Origin of the sequence: Aliiglaciecola sp. LCG003 (assembly GCF_030316135.1) — a bacterium.
In the GTDB taxonomy this organism is placed as follows: domain Bacteria; phylum Pseudomonadota; class Gammaproteobacteria; order Enterobacterales; family Alteromonadaceae; genus Aliiglaciecola.
The window spans coordinates 2,235,127-2,256,607 of the sequence record NZ_CP128185.1 but is presented as its reverse complement, the minus strand read 5'-3'; the positions used below and the strand labels follow the sequence as shown (position 1 = coordinate 2,256,607).

Below are 21,481 nucleotides of genomic sequence, written 5' to 3'. Positions count from 1 at the left end.
TTTTTGCCTAGACCAATTATATGACTGTTATGTTGTTTTAATTGGAATTAACAGCAAGCAGACGCTTACGCCACATCAGCGGAGAATAGCCCGTTGATGCTTTAAAGGCTCTCGAGAAGCTGCTGATGTCTGTGTAGCCCAATATGTCTGACAATAAAGTGATATCCATCTGACTCGACTCTAAATACCAATACGCTTTCTTTAGGCGCATTTCATTTACCAACTGCTTGAATATAATGTTGTGCTGTTTTAATTGTCGTTGCAATGTGCGCTTATTCACCTTTAAAAGATCTGCGATGTGTTGAAGATTGGCTTCTTGAGAGCTGAGAGTTTGTTGCACTAGGGTAATGACCTGCTGAACTATGTCGAACACAAATTCTTGCTTGAGTTCGCTTAGATAGTTAGCAGTAGCGATTTTCAATCTATCATCACCTCGGTCAAGGGGAATATCTAGAAAGCCCTTAGCTACTATTATCTGATCATGTTCGCGATTAAACACCACATCAGTTTTGAATAAACGTCTGTAATGGACTGAATCCGCTAGCGGCGCGTGGCTAAATTCAACCCGTTGAAGAATAAACTTAGTGCCTAGTAACAATTTACTCAGATGAAAGTTGGCGCTTAGGGCCAGCTCTTTGTATTGCCGAGAATCACTTATATCAAGGAAGTGGTCGTGCCGTTGAATAAGTACCATATCGCCGTGTTCTTGATAATTCCAGTACTCGGACTGATTATGAAAGCACATAAAACCTCGCAGGGCATGCATAGCTTCCCTAGCAGTACGGCAGTTCATTAGCACCACGCCCAAGGGACCGAGCATTAAGAAGTCTTGCTTTGCTCCTAGCTGTAATCCGAAATCGGCACAATTGAACTGCTCGGCACAGTCATTTAGCAAGCTCACCAAATCGTTTATATGCATAGTTTGCTGTTCACTGCTCAATGACGCTAAAGTGAGTTGATAGCGTGTGAGTAACGGCATGGGATCGCCATCTAGCGATTGAATCAACTCGTCTATTTTATGTAACGCCTTGGTACGAATTAAATAATTACGACTCATATTGCCTCTGTATTAAATGCTCAGCCATTTTTTAATCAATGTGTCATCAAATGACAAGAACTGTTTCAACATTGGGCGCTATCTTATTTGCAATTATTAATTTATCTGGCAGTTGAGGCGCATTTTTCATGGCTCAATACGACATCATCATCGAAAACGGTCGCTATTTTGATGGCACAGGGGGCCCGTCGTCACTTCAAAATCTAGCCATTAAAGACGGTGTGATAAAAAAAGTGACTGTGGATAGTATAGATCACGACTTTGCTGAGCAGGTCATTAATGCGCAGGGAAGATGGGTTACGCCAGGGTTTATTGATACTCACACCCATTATGATGCGGAGCTATTAGTCAGTCCCAGCCTATCTGAATCGGTACGACATGGCGTCACAACGGTTTTGGTCGGAAGCTGCTCTTTAAGTATGATCTGCAGTGACGCTGAAGATGCCTCAGATATTTTTACCCGGGTGGAGACTGTTCCAAGGGAGCGTGTGCTACCTATTTTAAAACAACATAAAAGCTGGTCTACCCCTAAACAATGGGTGGATTTCGTCAAAACCTTGCCACTTGGTCCTAATCTAATTAGTTTCCTGGGTCACAGCGATCTCAGGGTGAGTGTGATGGGATTGAGTCGTGCAACTGATATCAATATTGTTCCTACCGAACAAGAAATGCTGAGCATGGAAAACACCCTAAAGCAAGCACTAGATAGCGGATTCTTAGGCTTATCAAGCATGTGCCTGAAGTGGGATAAAATAGATGGTGACCGAGAGTGGTCGAAAAGCTTGCCTAGTACCTATGCAAAATGGAACGAAATATCCCGGCTAAATAAATTGCTTCGTCATTATAATCGAGTGCACCAAGGGGCACCTAATGCGGCTTCGCCATTACAGATTATTCAATATTTACGTGAATCTATCGGTTGGTTTAGGCGGCCATTAAAAACCACTTTAATCAGTCAGATGGACCTAAAAGGCAGTGCCTATCTAAATAATTTAACCAAGCTTGCGTCTGTGGTGACGAACCTACTGAAAGGCGATTTCCGTTGGCAAGTATTGCCCACCCCATTTACTGTCTATGCCGATGGTATAGATGTGGTGTTTTTTGAAGAATTTGGTGCCGGCGAGATGGCACTAGATTTAAAGAATGAGTTGGCCCGCAACGCGTTACTCAAAGACCAAAAATACCGCCGAGAATTTCGCCAGTTCTATGGTGAAAAACTCAGTCCGCGGGTCTGGCAACGGGATTTTTCTGATGCCATGATTATTGATTGTCCAGACCAATCGATCATCGGAATGAGCTTTGCTGAAGTCGCCACACAAAGAGGTATTCACGTAGTCGATCTATTCTTGGATTTAGTGGTGGAATACGGCAACAAAATTCGTTGGTTTACCACTATTGGAAACCATCGAAAATCAGTGCTAAAAAACATGCTTAAAAACCCGCGATCGCTAATTACCTTTAGCGATGCTGGTGCGCATATACGCAATATGGCGTTCTACAACTTACCCCTACGTCTACTCAAGCTGGTCAAAGAATCGCAAGACGATAGTTTCCCTTTCATGAGTATTGAACAGGCAATATGGCGCCTAACGGGTGACCAAGCGGAATGGTTTGGTATAGAGGCGGGCAAGATCCGCCATGGAGACCGTGCTGATGTTGTGATAATTGATCCAGCTGGTTTAGAACAGGATTTAGAACAAGTCAGTTGGGCGCAGATGCAAAATTTCGATTTACAACGTTTAGTCAATCGCAATCCCGGTATTGTCGAATACGTGATCATCAACGGAAAACTAGCGGTAAACAAAGGTCAAGTGTTAGACCAATTGGGTAAACAAACTGGTTTTGGCACCTTTCTAGCCGTGAAGGCATAATCAAAATGGCGATAAAAGACATGGTATTGAAAAGTGTAGTAATAACCGGTGGCTCTAGTGGTATTGGGCTGGATTTAGCAAAAGCATATGTATCTAAAGGCTGTGATGTGGTGCTAGTTGCAAGGAATCATACCAAACTGGCTGCAGCTCGTGTTGAATGTCAATTGTTGGCAGCATCTGCAAAGCAGCAGGTGATTGCCGTCAGTGCTGATTTATCTTGTCAACAAGGACTTGCAAGCTGTATAGAGGAAATACGTCAACGGATTGCGCTACCGGATCTGATTATTATGAGTGCAGGCTTGGTCCAAAGCGTGAAATTTATTGACCAAAGTGACCAGGAATTTCAACACATGCTGCAAACCAACTTAATGGGAAGTCGGGCTGTGGCAAAAGCCTTCCTACCCGACATGCTAAAACGGGGTAGGGGAAAGCTATGTTTCGTAAGCTCACTGGCTGGCATAGTTCCAATTTATGGTTACAGTGGTTACAGCGCGTCAAAGTTCGCAATCATTGGCATGGCAGGGGCGCTAAGACAGGAAGTATTTGAAGCAGGCATAAACGTCTCAGTGTTATGTCCACCGGAAGTTGACACTCCCATGGTGAGTGAGGAGTCAGAACACATCTTAGCCGAGACCCGTTTTCTGAAAAATATCGGCGGCACATTAAGTGTAAATGCAGTCACATCGGCTGCCGTAAAAGGTATTACTAAAAATCAGTTTTTGATCATTCCAGGCTTTATGGCTAAATTGACATATTTACAATCAAGGCTAATGCCGCGCACATTTGCATGGTGTATACAGCGCTTGCTCAGCTGGAGGAAAGCTAGAGCTGACTGGAATAATTAAATATTTCACCTACATGTCGGAAAATAAAATCTGAAACTAAGCTTAAATATAAAATCCATACTCAGTGAACATACTATAACAGTGCACTCTTCACCCATTTTAGGAGTGTCCCCCTCAGTTTGATAATTTTAATTTCAAATCTTTTTGGCATCGTCTTAATAATTATCGATTAAGTAATGAACAATTTTAACACCAGTACCTTTAGACTTGTATTACCACTTTTTGTTACTGCCGTGGGTTTCACCGTTTATGGGCTACTAGCGTTTTGCTCTCGTGATGTTGCCATTGCGAATGCGTCTGCGCCTACAGCTGAGAACGTGACGGTTACACAAGAAACGATTCAGGAATAAAACCCCCAAAGGCAACGGATTGCCAAACCTAAATTTCAGAAACCTGTATTTGATGATTTCATTCAAGAGAACGAAGATAAATATATTTCGCGCCTACTTACATTGAAGAAAAACGTAGCATTGTTTGGGACATGATTGTTGTCTGGGTTGATGCAGGTGATCGAGTTCAAGACAGAGTTTATCGAGACGATCTGTTAGCCATGGGTAATTCGTTAAAATATGTTGGCTACGGTGTACAAGCAACACGAGGCGATTACAAAACTGTCTTTCGATTTCGGCCAGCGCCTGAGCCTGTTGGCAGAACATCTTCAAACATTTCCAGCCAAATTAAATCTGATGGGTGATTATCGTTTATTCCTCTGACGGAGGAAGAGCAATAAACGCCTAATCAACCATCCATATAACGCATTGTAAGCCCCTCACACGCCCAATACTAGATATTCGCATAATGTATATTATGTTAAATAAACTGAATTATGACAATCATACTGTTATTGCCCCTTTGTGTTGGAGATTCCAGCGAGAACTCAGAATAACCCTACTATTCTGAGTTAGGCGCTTTATTCTGAGATACGAGAGAATTTTGTCATCAAAGACAATTAAGCTGAATAACTAGACTACTCGCAAAGGAAAAACTAATAACAGCTGTAAATTTATGCCGACAGTCATCGAAGGTGAGCAGCTGCTCCTAAATCTAGTATGGTGTGGCAACTTTTATGGAGCTCACGACGTTGGAGCTCGAAATGAGCAGTGATGAATGGCAATAGCAAACCTAGCTTATTACGACTTGTGCAAAGAGACGCTTCCTTTACACGACAAATGCCATTCGGGAAACCGTCATATCAGCCAAGATAATCACATGACTTTAATAACATCAACTGTTAGTAACAACTACTTAGAATAAATCCTTGGGATGACAATCCAGGTACATAGATCAAACACCGCGAGAACAATACAAAAAACACAGTGACCTAGTGCCATAGGGAATCGGTAAGGTTCCCCCCCTGCCCTATATAAATGAATCCCACTTCTATGTCCTCTCAAAAAATTGATACTCCACAGCATAAAGATTTAAACAATAATATGTTGAAGGAGTACTTACTTTTTTAGGATAGCTTTTAGGCCTATTGATACCAGAACTGTACCTTTTTGGTCACAGGGTGTAAGGTAAAAACTTTAGGTCGTTTATCGACCCAAAGCGGACTTAGGCATTACTTTTCACTCTTACTAGAAAATCGTCTTTTTTGATGTGAATATACGCTCACACAAAATGTCTAATGTGTAAAATATTACCATTCATTTATAGGTGGAGCTTTTAACTTTTGAGCTTATGGAGTCACTAAAGTGTTTTTTAAAATAGGGAAATTGCTTAACTCACTTCGATATCATATTGATAAAAATATCGATGAAACGCTCTATCAAAATAAAGCGTTTTTATCTAGTAAATGGAGCTTATTAGAATACAGCATATTGCGTTGGTCACAACGGCACGGCTACTATATTTTTCTGACTGTAACTTTAGCCATTTTAATTGTTACCAATTTATTTTTGCTAATACCGTTGGTTATTGACGACTTCCCACATTGGAGGAAACTTATTGATTGGCAAGGAGGGTTTCTTGCAGGTCAGTTAACTATTATTGGAGTTGTTTACCCACTCGTTATTGGTCTGATCGGTGTATTGTTTCAGAACAAGTCGGCCAAGAAAACATTGTTCCCTATATATCACATGTACTCTGGTTTTATGTTTGCTGGTTTAAGTGGACTATTTTTGTCCATTTTCATTGTTTTAGGCTACTTTTTAAGCGCAAACTTGGATGATTCAACTTATTGTTAATTTGTACTTAAAACTGATCCACGATTTGCATCTAAAACTGATCCACCCAAGTAGTCTTATATGACCATAATCATGTTTTAGTTTCTAGCGCTTTTTCTCCTTTGATTTTTTAGTCGATTCTTTAAATCTGTAGCTGTCATTCCCCGTTTCGATGATGTGGCAATGATGGGTTAACCTGTCTAGCAAGGCTGTTGTCAGTTTCGCATCACCAAACACGTTTGACCATTCAGTGAAGTTCAGATTGGTGGTGATAAGTACGCTGGTTGTTTCGTAGAGTTTACTTAATAAGTGAAACAGTAAGGTGCCGCCTGCCTGACTAAAGGGCACGTAGCCTAATTCATCCAACACGACTAGATCACAATTAGCTAAAAGATTTGCCATGCGGCCAACGTGGCCCGCTTGTTTCTCTAGCTCAAGCGTATTGACCAGTTCAATGGTGGATAAGAAGCGTACGCGGTATTGATGGTGTTGAATGGCTTGCACACCAAGTGCTGTCGCCAAATGGGTTTTTCCTGTGCCAGGGCCACCAACGAACACCGCATTTTGACAATCTTCAATGAACTCGCAACGATGTAAACCTCTGATGAGGTATTCATCGACTTCACTTTCGCTGAAGTCGAAGCCATAAATTATTCGGTAAACAGGGAATCTGGCCGTCTTCATTTGATAGGCGATGCTGCGCACTTCTCTATCGGCCACCTCTGCTTTTACGAGGGTGTCGAGTATCGGTAAGGCTTGTTTATAGGCGGGTGAATCTTGCGAGGTTAACTCTGCAACACTGCTTGCCATGCCGTGTAGTTTAAGTATCTTAAGGGTGTGTAATAAGGCTTCAGTGTGCATGACGTTTTCCTCTTAATGTGTCGTAGCGTGATGTGTCGCTGGTCGGCTCGGTGACTAATTGCAGGCCGTTAATAATGGGGACTGGCGCAGGGGCTGAAGGGGCAAGTAGCCGACTCAGGCAATTCATAACATGTTGTTTGGAAGGACATCCCACATCTAAGGCCATTTCAACCGCCTTCACGACATCGGCTTCATCGTGATGTAATATCAGCGATAACACCTCAACCATCTCCTTATCTCCACGCTCACGTTGCAATAGAATGGATTGCAGGTGTTTAAAGCTATCGGGCATGGTGTTGAACGGTGCGCCATTGCGAAGTGCGCCCGGTTTACGCTGCGCGACGAGCAAGTAGTGCTGCCAGTCATACACGACTTTACCCGGTATATCATGACTGCTCATGAACACGCGGTTGTGCTCCGCTATTTTCTGGCCCTGTGCAATGAAGGCAAGTCGGCCTGGATAAACATGCAGACTAATACGCCGGTTAGCGAAGCTGGCGGGTACTGAGTATTTATTGCGGTCGAAGTTGACTAAGCAGGTGGAAGATACCTTTTTCATGTGCTCAATGAAGCCATCAAAGGGGGCATTCACCTTCATCAGCTGCCTCTGCTCCTGATACCACACATCCTCAATGGTGCTATCTCTAAACTGCGGGTGCTTGCGTGTTTGCCAGTCTTTTATACACGCATTCTCCAGCCAATCATTGAGTTCGGTGAGTGAGCTAACACGCGGCAGGCGTTGCCAGATAACCGAGCGGGCATCACGTACATTTTTCTCTACCTGGCCTTTTTCCCAACCCGCCGCCGGATTGCAGAAGTCAGCTTCAAACAGATAATGACTGACCATAGTCAGGAAGCGGCGATTAACAATGCGCTCTTTCCCCCTTTGCACCTTATCAACCGTGGTTTTCATGTTGTCGTAAATGCCCCGCTCAGGCACGCCGTTAAACACCCGAAACGCATGATTATGGGCATCAAACAGCATTTCATGACTTTGGGTAAAATAGGCTCGCAGGATAAAGGCTCGGCTATGGCTGAGTTTAAAATGAGCGACTTGCAGCTTGGTTTTACGACCATCAATAAAGGCATAGTTCTCACCCCAATCGAATTGAAAGGCTTCACCTGCGGCAAACTCTAATGGCACGTAAACTTGATTAGATGCAGCTAGTCGCTGCTCTTCACGCCACTTACGTACAAACGCAGCAACCCTGTCATATGAGCCTGAATAGCCAAGCGGCAATAAGTCCTCATAAAGGTTTTTAACGGTTTTGCGCTCTTTCCTGCGCCGCCTGGCTTCACGTTTAAGCCAGCTAATAAGCAGTTCTTCGAACTCGTCGACTTTGCCCAAGGTCTGCCGCTTAGTGTAAACAGGCTCAGCAATGTCCTTTTTGAGATAACGACGTACTGTATTGCGAGACAATCCAGTGCGTTTAGTAATTTCTCGTTGGGACAAACCGTCACGAAAATACCATCGACGCATAACACTTAATAATGACACATCTATCACTCCACATTCTCCTGCTTAGAGGCGGCAGGAGGTATTAAATATGTGGATCAGTTTTAGATGCAAATTAGGGGGTAAAGTGGATCAGTTTTGGATGCAAATTAACAATATCGATTTTGGCTCCAAAAACATTTTTATATTTCGTGGTAAGGGTGCCAAAGACCGCGTAACAATCTTGCCCGATGGTCTAGTCGCGCCACTAAAATCTCAAATTGATAAGGTTCGCGCTACCCATGATAAAGATATTGCAGAAGGTGAAGGAAAATCCAGTCTTCCTTCTGGCCTTGCCCGAAAATACCCGTATGCCATAACAGATTTTAAATGGCAGTATCTTTTCCCGTCGACAGTAAGATGCAAACACCCTGTAGATGGGTACTATTGCCGGCATCACATGCACTGGACATCGCTTACAAAAACGTTGAGAAAAGCGGTAAAGCAATCAGGAATTTGCAAGCACGTCACCGCTCACACATTCCGACATTCATTTGCGACTCAACTGCTAAAAAGTGGAACAGATATCCGTACGGTTCAAGAATTACTGGGGCATACGGATTTAAAAACAACGCAAATTTATACGCATGTAATTGGACAACATTCATCTGGAACGACAAGTCCGATAGACAGAATGTATTGAAGTAAAAACAACCGGACTCAAGGTCCGGTTTTAAATAGAACTAAAGGTACTAAAAAAATAAATTTAACGACACCTAATCGCTCAAACTTGCCGCTGATGAAGCACCCCCTGAAGATCCGCTTTCTGCTAATTGGTATCGTTCATCGAAATGATAAGCAACGACGGAAGTCATTAAGACGACAGTAATAATTCTTTATTGTACTCACTACACTGTTTGTGCAATACCTTTTAGATCTCCGCTTATATGTCCGTCTAACCTCAATTTACTTGCATTCTGAGTTGTTCTTGAGCTTTCCCTAATGTCTATTCTGAGATGCAAAAAAAAAACCTTATATTTCAGTGTCGACATTCTGAGTTCTCGTGAGAATCTCCAGTGTTAGTTAAAATTGATGGTGCTTTCAATAGAAAGAAAGTAATTCATGGTAGTCCCATACTCGCAGTTATTTCTACTGATTCAGATTCTACCCAAAGCTGGATAAACACTTATAAATCAGCTAATCAACCTGCACAGGTATGTCATTCAGCATTGCAATTACTTTATAGATTTGGCATAGATGCCTGGGTGCAGTTTTCCCCTTTCGACATTTAAGAATGGCTGTCAACGCAGAGTAAAGTGTACTTACTTACCGGCGATTCAAGTAGTAGGCTCATCTTGTTATCTTTGTACACAAACGTTAAGTCAATACCTTGATTACGTTGTTCAAAGTGACGGTAAGTATCCAAAGCTTGTTCAATACATTGTTGGTAAGTTTTAGAAAATGCTTGAAGCTCTAGAGAGTGTGCAAGGGCAATATAATTGGGCTGCAACCATGTAAAGGCGCCCTTCAACCATTTATCAGCTCTAATAAGGTGCAATAATTTCTGATCTTTTAATGTATTGCTGTTTAGCGTCGGATCACTATTAAATTGATTAAACCTAACCTCGCATCCTTCATCGGCATTCACTTGTTGGCAAAACAGCGTTAAGCGGCTGCACACTTCTTCAGTTTCCTGCAACATATAATGATCAACCTGATGCAGAGCTGTTATTGCCTTGTTTTTAAATTGGTTGGTATTTAGTAGTTGTGGAATGAGGAGCTCCAACACATCAGCATTCCCCATGGTTGCAACATTGGACTGAGACGGAGTATATGATTCGGTTAGCAATATAAATTGTGAAAATTGGTTGTTATTAATCAATGGGTAGTCCGTTTATACATAAATAATTCTTTGATGAAACATGCTTTATGTATAAGCAGACTTTATGCCATAAGTGATTTTGTTTATGTAAATCAACCGGATAGTGATGTTTTTTATGAACCCAATAAATAAAGTCATTTTTATGGCATCTATAAAATCCACAATAATGACTTGGATTGCGGGTTATAGGGGCCGTTGGGTAAAACCTTCATAGGTTAAATTTGGCGGCTTTACTCAAATTACCTTTTTTACTATTGCACTCATATTTTCCGTCAAGATAGCTTTAAAAGTCCTGCCTGAACCCTAGGCGCAGTGAAGTCAGCTAGCCAAATATAGGTAGGTTGAGTCTTTTTTTGTTATTTGTTTATCATTCAAAAATAACAAAAGTATGAGGGTATGATGTCGCTCCCCTACCCCAATTAACTCAAGGGCTTAAAAATTGATTTGCTCTGTTAATAGGCTGTCATTAGGTTAGGACAAGTAAATTTAGATTGTATTTAGCTGAATTTGTACTTTACTTCATAGCTGATTGGGTACTTTTTTGCACTTGGTTTAACTCTATCCTGATATCTTTCAGCAAAGAATTTTCGTCTTAATTGAGAAGTAGCCCTTGAATCAAATGTAGTTAACTAAGTGCTAATCAGGATCATTTAATTACAAAAAGGCTCCTTTGTCATGAACAGCTTCAATAAATTGACTCAACCTTGTAATACCGTTTCATCTTCAGCCCCATATGGTTTCGAGCCGGCAACAGGCCTTATATTGGGTAATGCATGTAATCTTACGTACCTTCAATATGCACATGGCGATGCCGCCTTATCTGAATCACTAATTAGCCAAACCATGGGGATTGATGGCACCTTTACACAAATAGGTAAGGGTTTCACAACGTCTGAAAGTATAGGGACTGGGACTACTGCGAATATGGCAGGTGATTACCGTACTGTACCTATTGGTTTTGCGATGAATTACACCTCTTTAGATGGAAACGGGGGTTTTAATATCATTGCATTACGTGGCACTCGAACCTATCAAGAGTGGATCAATGACGCCGAGGCAATTCCAGCATTTTGGCATGTGGGCAATAACAATGGCGATTATTATGATGAAGCAACATTAAAAGGATTTGGCATGGTTCATGGCGGTTTTTATCATTTGTACAATGCCGGCAGCAATGGCCAAATACCTGTGAAAACGAAGCATGATCTGTGGTTTAAATATGAATATAGTCGACCTGAGGGGGCAATCGCTCAAGCCATCCAACAAGTTTGTGCTGCATTTGATAGTAACTTACCCCTTTATATAACCGGACATAGTTTAGGCGCTGGGCTGGCCGTCATTTGTGCGATGGATGTTGGGGTGAACTATCCTTCGTGCTATGCCTCAGGACAGTTAAATATGTGGAACTTAGCCGGTCCACTAGTTGCCGCAGGTATAGAGCTTGAATCGCACTCGTTCTCCCCCGATGTTTTTGTTAATCAATATGCAAACTACGTTGATAGTAGTTTCAGAATTGTAAATGCCGCTGATATAGTTCCCATCTCACCGCCCACGTCTGTAGGCAATGCTGAGCTTTCGCTAAACTTTGCTCATGTCACGGACAACACCTTAACCTACTGCGATCAAACCGGTTCAATAGGCGGAAATCATGCCTGTACAACTAATTATCTCGCCTATCTAAAAAATCTGGCACAAGGTTTTTCCTAAGGGTCCGTTCGATGCGGATCCATTCTGGTCAGTGCTTTGCCTTCCACAAAGTTTAGAGCTTACACTTACACGTATTTGCATGAATAAGTGCTAATCTATATTTTCTTCTAGCGAGGTTAATTTAAGGGTAAATATGTCTAGAAAGTCATTCATGGAATCACAAGGGGCGACTAGTAAAAATGATAGATATGGTTGGGGCTTTGTAAATCATCAAGATAAAGTGGTTATCTTTGGAGCTTGGGATGTCTACACCCAACCAGACCGCTCGCTAATATTCTCCATGGCTTGGGAAAAAAATGAAAAAGGTCGAAAGCAAAATGCGTTTACCGAGAATTTAGATTACATACAACTAGTCGAAAATGAAGGGTATTCACTAAAAACCTTCCCTATTATTTTAGACACTCAATTCGATCAAGGCTCGGGAACCGGACGCTCAAAAATGAAAAGCTTTGTAGAAGAGTTGTCTAATATGGTGTTGGAAAAAGACGGTGAAAATTACTATGCAGTAGGCGAACACAATCCTCAATATTCCACCAAACCGGCGTCTAGTGTAACAAATGACATAATCGATATCTTTATTTCGACAGTGGATAAAACCGAACAACAAAGCTTGATCATGTCCCGTATAGGGCAAGGTCGTTTTCGTAAGAATGTAATTGATGTTTGGGGTAATGGAGAATGTTGTGCACTTACATTGGTTGACGTTCGCGAGATACTCATTGCTTCGCATATCGTACCCTGGTCTGTTTGCGACTCTAATGAACAGCGTTTAGACGGCGCAAACGGCATATTATTATGTGCTCATATAGATAGGCTATTCGACAGTTATAAGTTAACTTTTGTAAAACATGGGCACCGATACCTAACCAAACTTTCCCCTACTCTTAATCAAGCTATTCTCAAAGGACTGGCTATTGAAACAGGAGTTGAGTTGTGTCTCGACAAAATGGAACCGAAATTCCAAAATAGATTTGATGATTATTTGAGCCATCATAATAAAATATTCGAGCAAAAGTTATAAACCGACGAGATTGCTAGGTTATAGCTTTGAGCGAGCTGCAACAAGTTGTAATTGATTGACTTAGATACAACCTGTTGCGATGTTAGAATATATAAATTGACAAAACATTACCCTAGTGGCTCGTCCTACGTCGTCAATGTTCTGTTCACATTACAATTGAGTTCAACCCTGTATTGTGACTGCGCCAACGATAGGTTTTTCACTAGTGACAAGTACAGGTGACAACGCCCTCGCTGCTTGACTATAGGTAAAGGTGCCTTTGCCTATAGTAGGATCGTAGGTTAATACCGAAGCAAGAATTACACCTTGGTAAATAAATACTTTTTTGCCTGCTGGTGCATTAACGGCAATGGTTTCAGTGGTGAGCTTTGACCACTGCTCAGTAAATGACAAGCTAAAGCCTACCGAAACACTTGCCTTAACAATCTCGACCGAGACTTCAATGGAGGCCGTCACACTCAAGCTCTGAGTTGTAGAGAATGTGAACCCGGTAGCCACAGATTTCGAATAACTCGCCGATGCCGCCGACGTTGTATTGTCGATGCTACCAATATTCTGTAGATTTGGTGCATATAACACCAATACTGTAGCCTTATTGGTATCCGCTCCAACCGGTACACTATTTCTAAATGTCTCCATATTATTTGGTGGGCGATTCTCAAATATCTTGACCGACGTTTGTAACGGAGGAATGACCGCAAGGGCATCATTTCTGGTGAACGCTATTGCCTGCAACCCAAACTGAGACTGTGCTGCTTGCCAATCTGCCATCATGGGCGCTATGTCATCATACTCGATTGCCCACACGGTGATCTCTAAGTTGAAATTATGTTTTAGAGGAACAGGCCCCTTCTTATTTTTGTAATCTTCGATGAACATCTTCCAAGCTATGGTTAGCACGCCTATACCATCTGCATTACCAGTGTTCGGGTCATAGTTATCTACTAGGAAGAGCGTTTTACTGCTGTTAGAGTTATAATCAGCACTACCTTTTTTCAAATACGGCGCAATCGCGTTACTTAGTGCCGACTCAGTCGCGCTTTGGTCCAAACCATTAGCTAGGGTCGCCGAGGCTGCCGAACCTACATCAGCGAACTGCTGCTTTATACTATCTAGCGTAAGGTTAGTCCCTTTATACTTGGTTGTTGTCGGTCCTTTACCCTGCCAAGCAGGTCGATGAGATGCCAACCATTCGAAATGAGGTAGCACTTGTAAGTACTCCAAGTATGTCGCATAGCCTAGGGCTGTTGGCCCCGGCATCCAATTACCTGTGCTCGAATGCACCAAGCCTGTAACGCTGTCGAATTTAGCTAGCGAAGCGGTATCATCGGCAGCGGGATTTTTGGAGTTGGCGGGCATCATTATCCCCCAAGCTTCTGATCCATTTTTAGGATTGGGTATTTGCTTTTTGACATCTTTTATATAGCCAGTTAATAACACAATTTCAGCTTCTGCACAGGTAAGACCTATCAAAGCTAATTGATCCTTGAGTGTTTCAGGAGTAAGCGCAGTAGGGGTAGTTGCGGTGAGGTCTATCGGTATTTGTTTTCCATGAATAGGCATTTCATTGTCCTTTGAGTATAAGTAGAGGGAAGATCATTCTTCACTAAATTGAAAATATACTGCAGGCTGAATTTTAGCTGAGAATATAAATTTTACCCGTTTACCGCCCCATTGAATAAGAGGAGATTAAGAGCTCTCAGGTCAAATACCATGTAAGGACAAATATAGCTTTTTATCTATTTGATTTTAAGAGGTAATTGCAAAAACTGCTTGTCACATTTGGAATAAGAATGGACTGTATAGTTTTAATTAGTCTAAGTGCCCTATTCTGCTTTACACATCTTTTTATGCAAAAATAAGCATGACTATTATTCATTCTACTTAATTGGTTATAAAGGAGGGTGGATTGAAGATTAAGAAATCTATTATCACTTACAAGCAACTAAAAAGTTATTTTGTCTGATGTTATCGCCTCCTTTATTAAACGAATAAGCCAATACATTCCGCTGTCGTCTAAAATAAGGAAAAAAAGAATAGAAAAATACCCCAATAAAGTGCTCAAATATTAATCACCTAAGTAGTTCGGGTTTAATTTTATGGGAGTCTGCTCGTAGTTTGTCACTTAGTAGAACAAAAATTTGAGTGAGGTAATCTAACCTCTACTCACGTAACTTCACAAGGAACAAGAATATGAGTGGTACCAAAAAACCAAATATTTTAGAGGGGCTTGAGATAGGCTCGATTGTTTTTGGCCAGAGTAGAAAAATAGGCGCAACGGTCATTCACCCTGGCATTACTGCCATAAACAACAAGATCCAAAAGACTAAAGATGTAGTGACTAGCAATTCCCACTACGTGCATAACGCTAATTTGAACGAGGCAAATCTGTCTATTAGTGGTAGTTATGGTGTCAGTGCTGTGTCACAGGTTGAAGCAGGATTATCTGCCACTGCATCAAGGGAGGCTTCCGATGCTTCAAATGCACTGTCAATAGAAATGCAACGCTTTGTAACGTCAGGGATAGAGTATATTGACTTTGATAGCCTCAAGCCCGAGGAATTCATCGCAGCACTAAAAGGTGCACCAGATCCCAATGCGAGCGCTAGTGAAGACGATTCGGGGTCAGGGACCTATGCCCGTATGATGCGAGTCGTGATTGCTTATAATGAACTACTTTTCCATTCCAATGCTGATGATCCGGCCGCCTTGCTCGGTACGTCACAGTTGGCAGAATGGCTTAAAGCTAAATAATCGTTTTTCCAATCTGAGGGGCAATTACTGGTTGCCGGTGTCGTTTGGGGGGGCTGGGGTGGTGTGCAACTTACTTTTGAAGCTGTCACAACTGAATCCTTGTGGAAGGCAGGCGCTACTGGAAAATTTAGCTATGCAGGAGTGGGTGCCTCTGTAGGCGTTTCTGGCAGCTACGGTCACACCGAACTAAGTGAAGAGCAGATTCATAGTGGCCGTGTCGATCGAATAAGCAACGGTAAATGCGTTGAACAACTTGTCGATAAGTGGGAAGCAAAGTTAACCGACATTTTAACGAATAAAGTCGATACTATCGGTAAAACTAGTGTGGGCGATCTTGGTAGCGCACCTATCCCGTCTTTGCCAGACGCACCTGAGAGAATCAAACCTAAAGCCCAAAAAGGTGTCGTAGACAAGATTGATGCAGTAAAGGATATGGAAGGTCTCAAAGCATTCGCAAAAGCCCAGGCCTACGATGCGTACGTTAAATCATGTAAGCAAAATGGCGCAACGCCTTCCTCTTTAGACCAATTCCTAGAAGAAGCTAGTCAACCTAACGATTTAACTGGACTAGATCAAGAAGTAGATCCGCTAGATTACGACACCGTAGTAAATCAAACCAATGTAACAGGATTGACTGCTAGGGCTGAGGAAGTTGCGCAGGCAAAAGAGTTGAATCAAAGCAGTGCTGATTTCGTTGCCGTTGGGGCGTGGCTTGTCCCTTGGGGGCAAATATTCCCGTGGCTTGCCGACATTCAAATTAACACTATTCCTAAGGGGGAATTTTCGTCTAGTCTTTATACCCTTCGTATGCTGGCAAGCGATATAGCGACGCTTGCAGACACCTATAGACACCTCGAAGTAAAGGGTGTCAAGATTAAAGCGCTCGATCTTGATCCAGGACCCATTGCGAATGCTTTCCAGAGTCTTCATGCCCGTGCTCAAGCGTTATTGAACGAACAACTTAGCGAGCCTGGCGGAAAATACTCTCCTGATACGCTCAAAACACTAATGAAAGACATTATTGGTAAACTGGCTACTAAATATCGCAAAATATACTCTACCTGGGCTAATACTCCGCATCTACGAAAATGCGAGCTCGGAGCTGGGGTGACGATTACACACAAGGGTATAGACCTTTTACCATCAACATTAGATAGTGGGGATCTTAATAACTGGTATGTAAATGCTGATGACAGTAGCTTTGACCCCATGGTTCTGAACTACGAGGCATTTGCGTCCAGTATCAAGGCAACGCCTGTGATTATACCAAGCGGTCAAATCGTTATGTTTGTGGCTTGGCAGAGTGACACAAGTATACCGGCGGCGGGAATACTATGTGCAGACACTTCACTTCAAAAATCCAATGTAGGCTGCTATGTTTCGAACAAGTATGTAGCAGGGACCCAAAAGGACAATTCAGGTGCGACCCAAAGAGGTCATGCTATGACCTTCAAACCAAACGGCATTGTGTTAACTGGCAACACCAGTAAAGCACTGTTTGTCCTGCATCCTATCCCCTTTTCAGCTGCACGAAATGTTGAGTGGCTGGGCGCTGGAAGTTCCGTTGGAATATCCGACATGAAGGCGAATATCCAAGCGATGCGCTACCGTTTGGCAGGATTAAAGCGGTGGAGCTTTGGTAATGAATACTGGGCCGAACGCGACCCAGATGAACCTCTACTAAGTTTGCAAAAACTTGAGCCTTTCTATATTGGACTGGTAGAGGAACCGTCATTATTTAAGAGTTCAAAAGGTTAAGCATAGAGTCTGCATTTAACCGAAGGCTTTAGTTCATTCAAACGTGAAGGCTGAACTAAAGCAACACCGCATAAATCCTGTTTTGCAGATTCACTATTAGCCTAAAGTATAAGGTCAGGAATGGTGAACTTGAGCCATACTTAAATCTAAAACTTATAAAATATTTGAAAACGGATGCTTTCAATCATTGCAAAAACCATCAAAATACACGTCTTTACTATTAGCGCAATCATTGCTGTGTGTATAAGTGTGGATGTTTTTGCAGCAGATCGAACTCTTTATATTAGCTCCGCTTTTCGTGCCCCTTATATAGAACCTCCCTATGATGGGCTTGTCTGGTCGAGACTTAAAAATATTGAAAATGGGCTAGATATTCAATTTAAATTTGTTGACGTACCTGCTGCACGTAGCCTGGTGTTGGCTAATTCAGCCCAGATAGATGGTGATGTGATACGTCGCTATGAGATTGGTGAGCACTATCCGGATTTGATACGCGTACCACAAGCCGTGATTGAAATAGAAATCAGTGTTTTTAGTTGGGACCCAGATAATATAATTCATTCATTTTCGGATTTTAACAAAATGAATGAAGGTATTGTGGCAACTCAGATTGGCCGTAAATTTATTGAAAAAAATTTGAGTTCCATTCGAAATAGTATGTTTGTTAATGATATCGAGCATATTTTCTCATTACTAGAGAAAAAGCGAATTGACTTCGTGGTTTTAGATCGCCCTACTGCCTTAGCTGCCATGGGCAGCAGGTTTGGTGACTCTTTGTTTGAAGTAAGTTCCAAGCCATTAAGCAAAGTAAAATATTATCTGTATCTGCATAAGAAACATGCTGATTTAGTCGACCTGATCAGTGCCGAATTAGAAAGAGATTACTACATAGTTGATGAAATGCTGTCGTCGGCTCATTAGGACTTGAATTTATTCAACTAAGATGACTCATAAAATTTTGAGCTATTAATCTAGCCTTAAAATTTAGTGCTCATCATAAGGGCTTTAGCTGTCAGTTCATCTCTACAGGAGATATAAAACCATCTGGTTTAATCGCCAATATTGAACACTTAACTTGCTGCAAGATTGATTCAGCAGTATTTCCTATGACAAAGCCTGGTATTCCCGTTCTAGCGACAGTACCCATAATAACCAAATCTATAGCGTATTTTTTAGCCATTTGTGGGATTTCTTTCGCGGGTTTACCTTTTACTAAATGTACCTTAGGTTGCAAATATTTGACGCTATCATCGCCTAATGTACTTTTCATATTCGCTATGAGTAAGTCCATATTTTCAGTGCATTCCCGACGAGTTTGTTCTGTATAGAAGTCGACTTTATCGTCAGATAAATGTGAAAAAGCGCCATGCCGTAAAAAGTCCTCTCCATACGCCTCCCAAGCCCCACCAATATGTAATTCACTTAATTCTGAAGCAGCAAATATCGCGCTGTAATCCAATACTTTCTTATTTAAATTATCTTGTACTCGATACTCATCAAGGTCATCAAATTCATCATTAATATCAACTGTGGCTAAAATATTTTTGAAAGTTTCTTTTTGACTGGGCTTTAACATTAATACTGGGCAAGGACACTTGCGCAGTAAATGCATGTCATCACTACCAAATAATTGTTCTAACCAATCCACATCATCTGCGCACTTAATCACTAAATCGTATTGATTTTTTATGACGCTGCGAACTGTTTCAACAAAGCCTATCCCGCTATGTATTTCAATAGGATTATTTTCCTTACAGTCATTTTCGCTAAGCCATTTTTGTATTTCAATGCGCTTATTATCAGTAACTTGTTTAAGTTTAAGATTGAATTCTTGTTGATTTTGAAAAAAAGTTTTTTGCGAACCACTAAATTTTAAAACTGATGCAAAGGTGATATCTGCTTGATGAGCGCTGGCTATTTTTTTACTTTGTTGCAATGCCGCTATACTGTGGTTATCAGCTTCAATCATACATAGTATTTTGTTTATGTTTATCATCTTTAAGCGACTCCGAATATTGTTAAATTGCCGTTTTCACTCACTATTATTAGCGATTTTGCGCCAACATCTAATGCATTGGTTAACTCATTCAGCGAACTATATATTGCCCTACTCCATGGTATAGGATGCAACGTGAAGTAAACCAATAGAGTCAATTAACTTCCCTCAGGTTCTGAAGAATCAACCTTTACTAGTGGAGAGGTATTTTCACTGGGCGTTTCTTGACTATTTCGGGTAAAGTATTGAACAGTGGTGCACGCAACAACATCGCCGAGCACATTTACAGATGTCCGGCACATATCCAAAATACGATCTACTCCTAGGATCAATGCTATACCTGCCGCCGGGATCCCGACTCCCTCAAGCACCATACTCAATATAATAATACCTGCCCCAGGAGTAGCAGGTGAACCAATTGAGGCGGCAACGGCCATAGTTACCACGAAGATATAACTGGATAAACTTAAGTCAACGCTGAACACTTGAGCCAAAAATACCGTGGCAACACCTTGATACATTGCAGTGCCCGTCATATTAATAGTGGCGCCAAGTGGCACTAACAGTCGGGAAATCTCGGGCTTAATATGCAGCTTATCCTCCACTACCTGCAAGGTAATAGGCATGACAGCCGCCGAGCTGCTTGTTGAGAAAGCTAAAAGCAGTAGCTCTCTTATATTGCCGAAAAAAACAAGAAATGATTGAGTTAGGGTAATCTTCGCAACGATAAAGTACAGCACTGCAATAGTAAGCAGCCCTAAAAGGACTGTCATCACATAGACCGCCATGCCGGCCAGTACATCGATACCTAAACTAGCAACAAGTCGAGTAATGAGACCAAACACCGCTAGTGGCGCAAGTAGCATGGCCCAAGATACAATACGCAAACTCACATCTTGTAGTGCGCCAAACAAATCAAATAATGGCTTTGATTGCTTCGCGGGTATAGAAAGCATGGCGGCACCTAATACCGCAGCAAATAAAATGACCTGCAGCATTTCACCAGAGGCCATTGAGGCAAGTGGATTTTTCGGGATCAGTGCGGAGACTTTGTTCGGAAACTCAGAGATAGCTGGGAAACCTTGAGCAACAGTACCACTTAATTGAGCTGAGCTGGAGTCCACTAAAGACGTGGCATCAACAAACTGCCCGGGTTGAATGTTCAGCGCCAAAATAATTCCGACAGCGGCAGCAACGGCGGTCGAGATAACGATAAAAATTAGCGCTATTAAACCGTTTTTCTTTATAGACGCTAAATTATCATTGGCCGTTAAGCCACGGACAATTGATGCGACTACCAGTGGCACCACTATCATTTGAATTATTGCTAGAAACACTTGCCCGGGTAACGCCAGCCAAGCGGTAATAGTTTTCACATTATCTGCTGAAAAAAGTCCTATATCCGGTCCTAAAATAATACCCAGAATGACGCCTAATAACAGCGCTATCATTACCTTGAGCCACAGCCTGCCGCTGATTAATTTTTCAAATTGATCAGCTAGATTCTTAAGGGGACTGGCAAATCTATAATTCATTAGTGCGCTTCTGTATTAGTTTTCTTTGTGGTATCGCTACTTCTACTGTTTAAACTAAACCTAGGCAATTGGATGGCTAACCAATATGCGATAGAAAGTGCAAATATGATTGACGCAATACCCCATAAATAGGGCGCGCTGATTTTTTCTAAATCCAGAATGATCACTTTACGTGAAATTGCCATTAGCGCAGTCGCAAGTACAATTTTGACATGAATAATATCTTCACGAAGATAGATGGTAATATTAACAAAGATTTCTATCGCTATTAGCACCGCCATAAAAGCGCCGAAGGTCGCTAAAATGTCTTTCAAGGTTAAGACGAAATATGGTGGGGTTGCTAATTTTTGATAGATAAACCAGCCAACATCCACGACTCCCATAATAATGACGAATACCATTAATACAGCTAACACACGCACTGACCAACGAATCACTAAACGCAATTTCTGAATCAGTGGCTCATCTACTACTGAACTATCTTTATGATCTTTGTTTACTAACACGTTTTATGTATATCCAATTTAAACATTACCGCTTTACACTCCATTGTGCACATAAGAGCTAATCAAACATATAAATTTCTGCGCTTTA

Annotated in this window: 20 protein-coding genes; 12 read left to right on the top strand and 8 right to left on the bottom strand. The window is 41.7% G+C overall.

Annotation, left to right across the window (positions count from 1 at the left end; translation table 11 throughout):
- Positions 1-37: 37 nt before the first annotated feature.
- A complete protein-coding gene (locus QR722_RS09660; protein ID WP_286282614.1) occupies positions 38-1,057 on the bottom strand; it encodes an AraC family transcriptional regulator in 1,020 nt (339 codons plus the stop codon).
- Between the two features lie 128 nt (positions 1,058-1,185).
- Here QR722_RS09660 and QR722_RS09655 point away from each other — a divergent pair, with 128 nt between their 5' ends.
- The 5 genes from QR722_RS09655 (at position 1,186) to QR722_RS09635 (ending at position 5,959) form a co-directional block, all read left to right on the top strand.
- Complete coding sequence (locus tag QR722_RS09655) at positions 1,186-2,928, top strand: N-acyl-D-amino-acid deacylase family protein (protein WP_286282613.1); 1,743 nt, start codon at positions 1,186-1,188, stop codon at positions 2,926-2,928.
- A gap of 5 nt (positions 2,929-2,933) precedes the next feature.
- On the top strand, positions 2,934-3,773 hold the full coding sequence (locus QR722_RS09650) for an SDR family NAD(P)-dependent oxidoreductase (protein ID WP_286282612.1): 840 nt from the start codon (positions 2,934-2,936) through the stop codon (positions 3,771-3,773).
- Between the two features lie 176 nt (positions 3,774-3,949).
- Positions 3,950-4,123: a hypothetical protein gene (locus tag QR722_RS09645; protein ID WP_286282611.1), complete on the top strand. Its 174-nt coding sequence runs from the start codon at positions 3,950-3,952 to the stop codon at positions 4,121-4,123.
- 131 nt (positions 4,124-4,254) lie between these two features.
- Entirely contained in the window at positions 4,255-4,467 is a 213-nt protein-coding gene (locus tag QR722_RS09640; protein ID WP_286282610.1) for a hypothetical protein, read from the top strand.
- Between the two features lie 1,000 nt (positions 4,468-5,467).
- A complete protein-coding gene (locus tag QR722_RS09635; protein WP_286282609.1) occupies positions 5,468-5,959 on the top strand; it encodes a hypothetical protein in 492 nt (163 codons plus the stop codon).
- An 84-nt stretch (positions 5,960-6,043) separates the two neighbouring features.
- On the opposite strand, the gene istB is transcribed toward QR722_RS09635, so the two are convergent.
- Both istB and istA read right to left on the bottom strand, forming a co-directional pair.
- On the bottom strand, positions 6,044-6,799 hold the full coding sequence (istB, locus tag QR722_RS09630) for an IS21-like element helper ATPase IstB (RefSeq protein ID WP_286282608.1): 756 nt from the start codon (positions 6,797-6,799) through the stop codon (positions 6,044-6,046).
- A complete protein-coding gene (gene istA, locus QR722_RS09625; protein ID WP_502872465.1) occupies positions 6,789-8,297 on the bottom strand; it encodes an IS21 family transposase in 1,509 nt (502 codons plus the stop codon). Before istA ends, istB begins: the two co-directional genes overlap by 11 nt.
- An 85-nt stretch (positions 8,298-8,382) precedes the next feature.
- Between istA and QR722_RS09620 the strand changes: the two genes are divergently transcribed.
- Both QR722_RS09620 and QR722_RS09615 read left to right on the top strand, forming a co-directional pair.
- A complete protein-coding gene (locus QR722_RS09620) occupies positions 8,383-8,937 on the top strand; it encodes a tyrosine-type recombinase/integrase (protein ID WP_286282606.1) in 555 nt (184 codons plus the stop codon).
- Between the two features lie 373 nt (positions 8,938-9,310).
- Positions 9,311-9,526 carry a hypothetical protein gene (locus QR722_RS09615; RefSeq protein WP_286282605.1) on the top strand — a complete coding sequence of 72 codons (216 nt, stop codon included), beginning with the start codon at positions 9,311-9,313 and terminating at the stop codon, positions 9,524-9,526.
- Here the strand turns inward: QR722_RS09615 and QR722_RS09610 are convergent.
- Positions 9,523-10,116 carry a hypothetical protein gene (locus QR722_RS09610; RefSeq protein ID WP_286282604.1) on the bottom strand — a complete coding sequence of 198 codons (594 nt, stop codon included), beginning with the start codon at positions 10,114-10,116 and terminating at the stop codon, positions 9,523-9,525. The genes QR722_RS09615 and QR722_RS09610 overlap by 4 nt on opposite strands.
- 675 nt (positions 10,117-10,791) lie before the next feature.
- Here QR722_RS09610 and QR722_RS09605 point away from each other — a divergent pair.
- Both QR722_RS09605 and QR722_RS09600 read left to right on the top strand, forming a co-directional pair.
- Entirely contained in the window at positions 10,792-11,823 is a 1,032-nt protein-coding gene (locus QR722_RS09605; RefSeq protein ID WP_286282603.1) for a lipase family protein, read from the top strand.
- A 133-nt stretch (positions 11,824-11,956) separates the two neighbouring features.
- Positions 11,957-12,844, top strand: coding sequence for an HNH endonuclease (locus QR722_RS09600; RefSeq protein ID WP_286282602.1), 888 nt, complete (start codon positions 11,957-11,959; stop codon positions 12,842-12,844).
- 162 nt (positions 12,845-13,006) lie between these two features.
- Here QR722_RS09600 and QR722_RS09595 read toward each other — a convergent pair whose 3' ends face one another.
- Positions 13,007-14,407 carry a hypothetical protein gene (locus QR722_RS09595; protein WP_286282601.1) on the bottom strand — a complete coding sequence of 467 codons (1,401 nt, stop codon included), beginning with the start codon at positions 14,405-14,407 and terminating at the stop codon, positions 13,007-13,009.
- A 630-nt stretch (positions 14,408-15,037) separates the two neighbouring features.
- On the opposite strand from QR722_RS09595, the gene QR722_RS09590 reads away from it, so the two are divergent.
- The 3 genes from QR722_RS09590 (at position 15,038) to QR722_RS09580 (ending at position 18,277) form a co-directional block, all read left to right on the top strand.
- Entirely contained in the window at positions 15,038-15,598 is a 561-nt protein-coding gene (locus QR722_RS09590; protein WP_286282600.1) for a hypothetical protein, read from the top strand.
- 63 nt (positions 15,599-15,661) lie between these two features.
- Positions 15,662-17,356: a hypothetical protein gene (locus QR722_RS09585; protein WP_286282599.1), complete on the top strand. Its 1,695-nt coding sequence runs from the start codon at positions 15,662-15,664 to the stop codon at positions 17,354-17,356.
- A 174-nt stretch (positions 17,357-17,530) separates the two neighbouring features.
- On the top strand, positions 17,531-18,277 hold the full coding sequence (locus QR722_RS09580; RefSeq protein WP_286282598.1) for a transporter substrate-binding domain-containing protein: 747 nt from the start codon (positions 17,531-17,533) through the stop codon (positions 18,275-18,277).
- Positions 18,278-18,368: 91 nt separating this feature from the next.
- Here the strand turns inward: QR722_RS09580 and QR722_RS09575 are convergent, their stop codons facing one another.
- From QR722_RS09575 to QR722_RS09565, 3 genes are all read right to left on the bottom strand, one after another.
- Positions 18,369-19,352, bottom strand: coding sequence for a universal stress protein (locus QR722_RS09575; protein WP_286282596.1), 984 nt, complete (start codon positions 19,350-19,352; stop codon positions 18,369-18,371).
- 158 nt (positions 19,353-19,510) lie between these two features.
- Positions 19,511-20,887, bottom strand: a complete 1,377-nt coding sequence (locus tag QR722_RS09570; protein WP_286282594.1) for a dicarboxylate/amino acid:cation symporter — start codon at positions 20,885-20,887, stop codon at positions 19,511-19,513.
- The gene (locus QR722_RS09565) at positions 20,887-21,393 is read right to left on the bottom strand and encodes a phosphate-starvation-inducible PsiE family protein (protein WP_286282593.1); all 507 of its coding nucleotides are present in this window, start codon (positions 21,391-21,393) and stop codon (positions 20,887-20,889) included. Before QR722_RS09565 ends, QR722_RS09570 begins: the two co-directional genes overlap by 1 nt.
- Between the last annotated feature and the right edge of the window lie 88 nt (positions 21,394-21,481).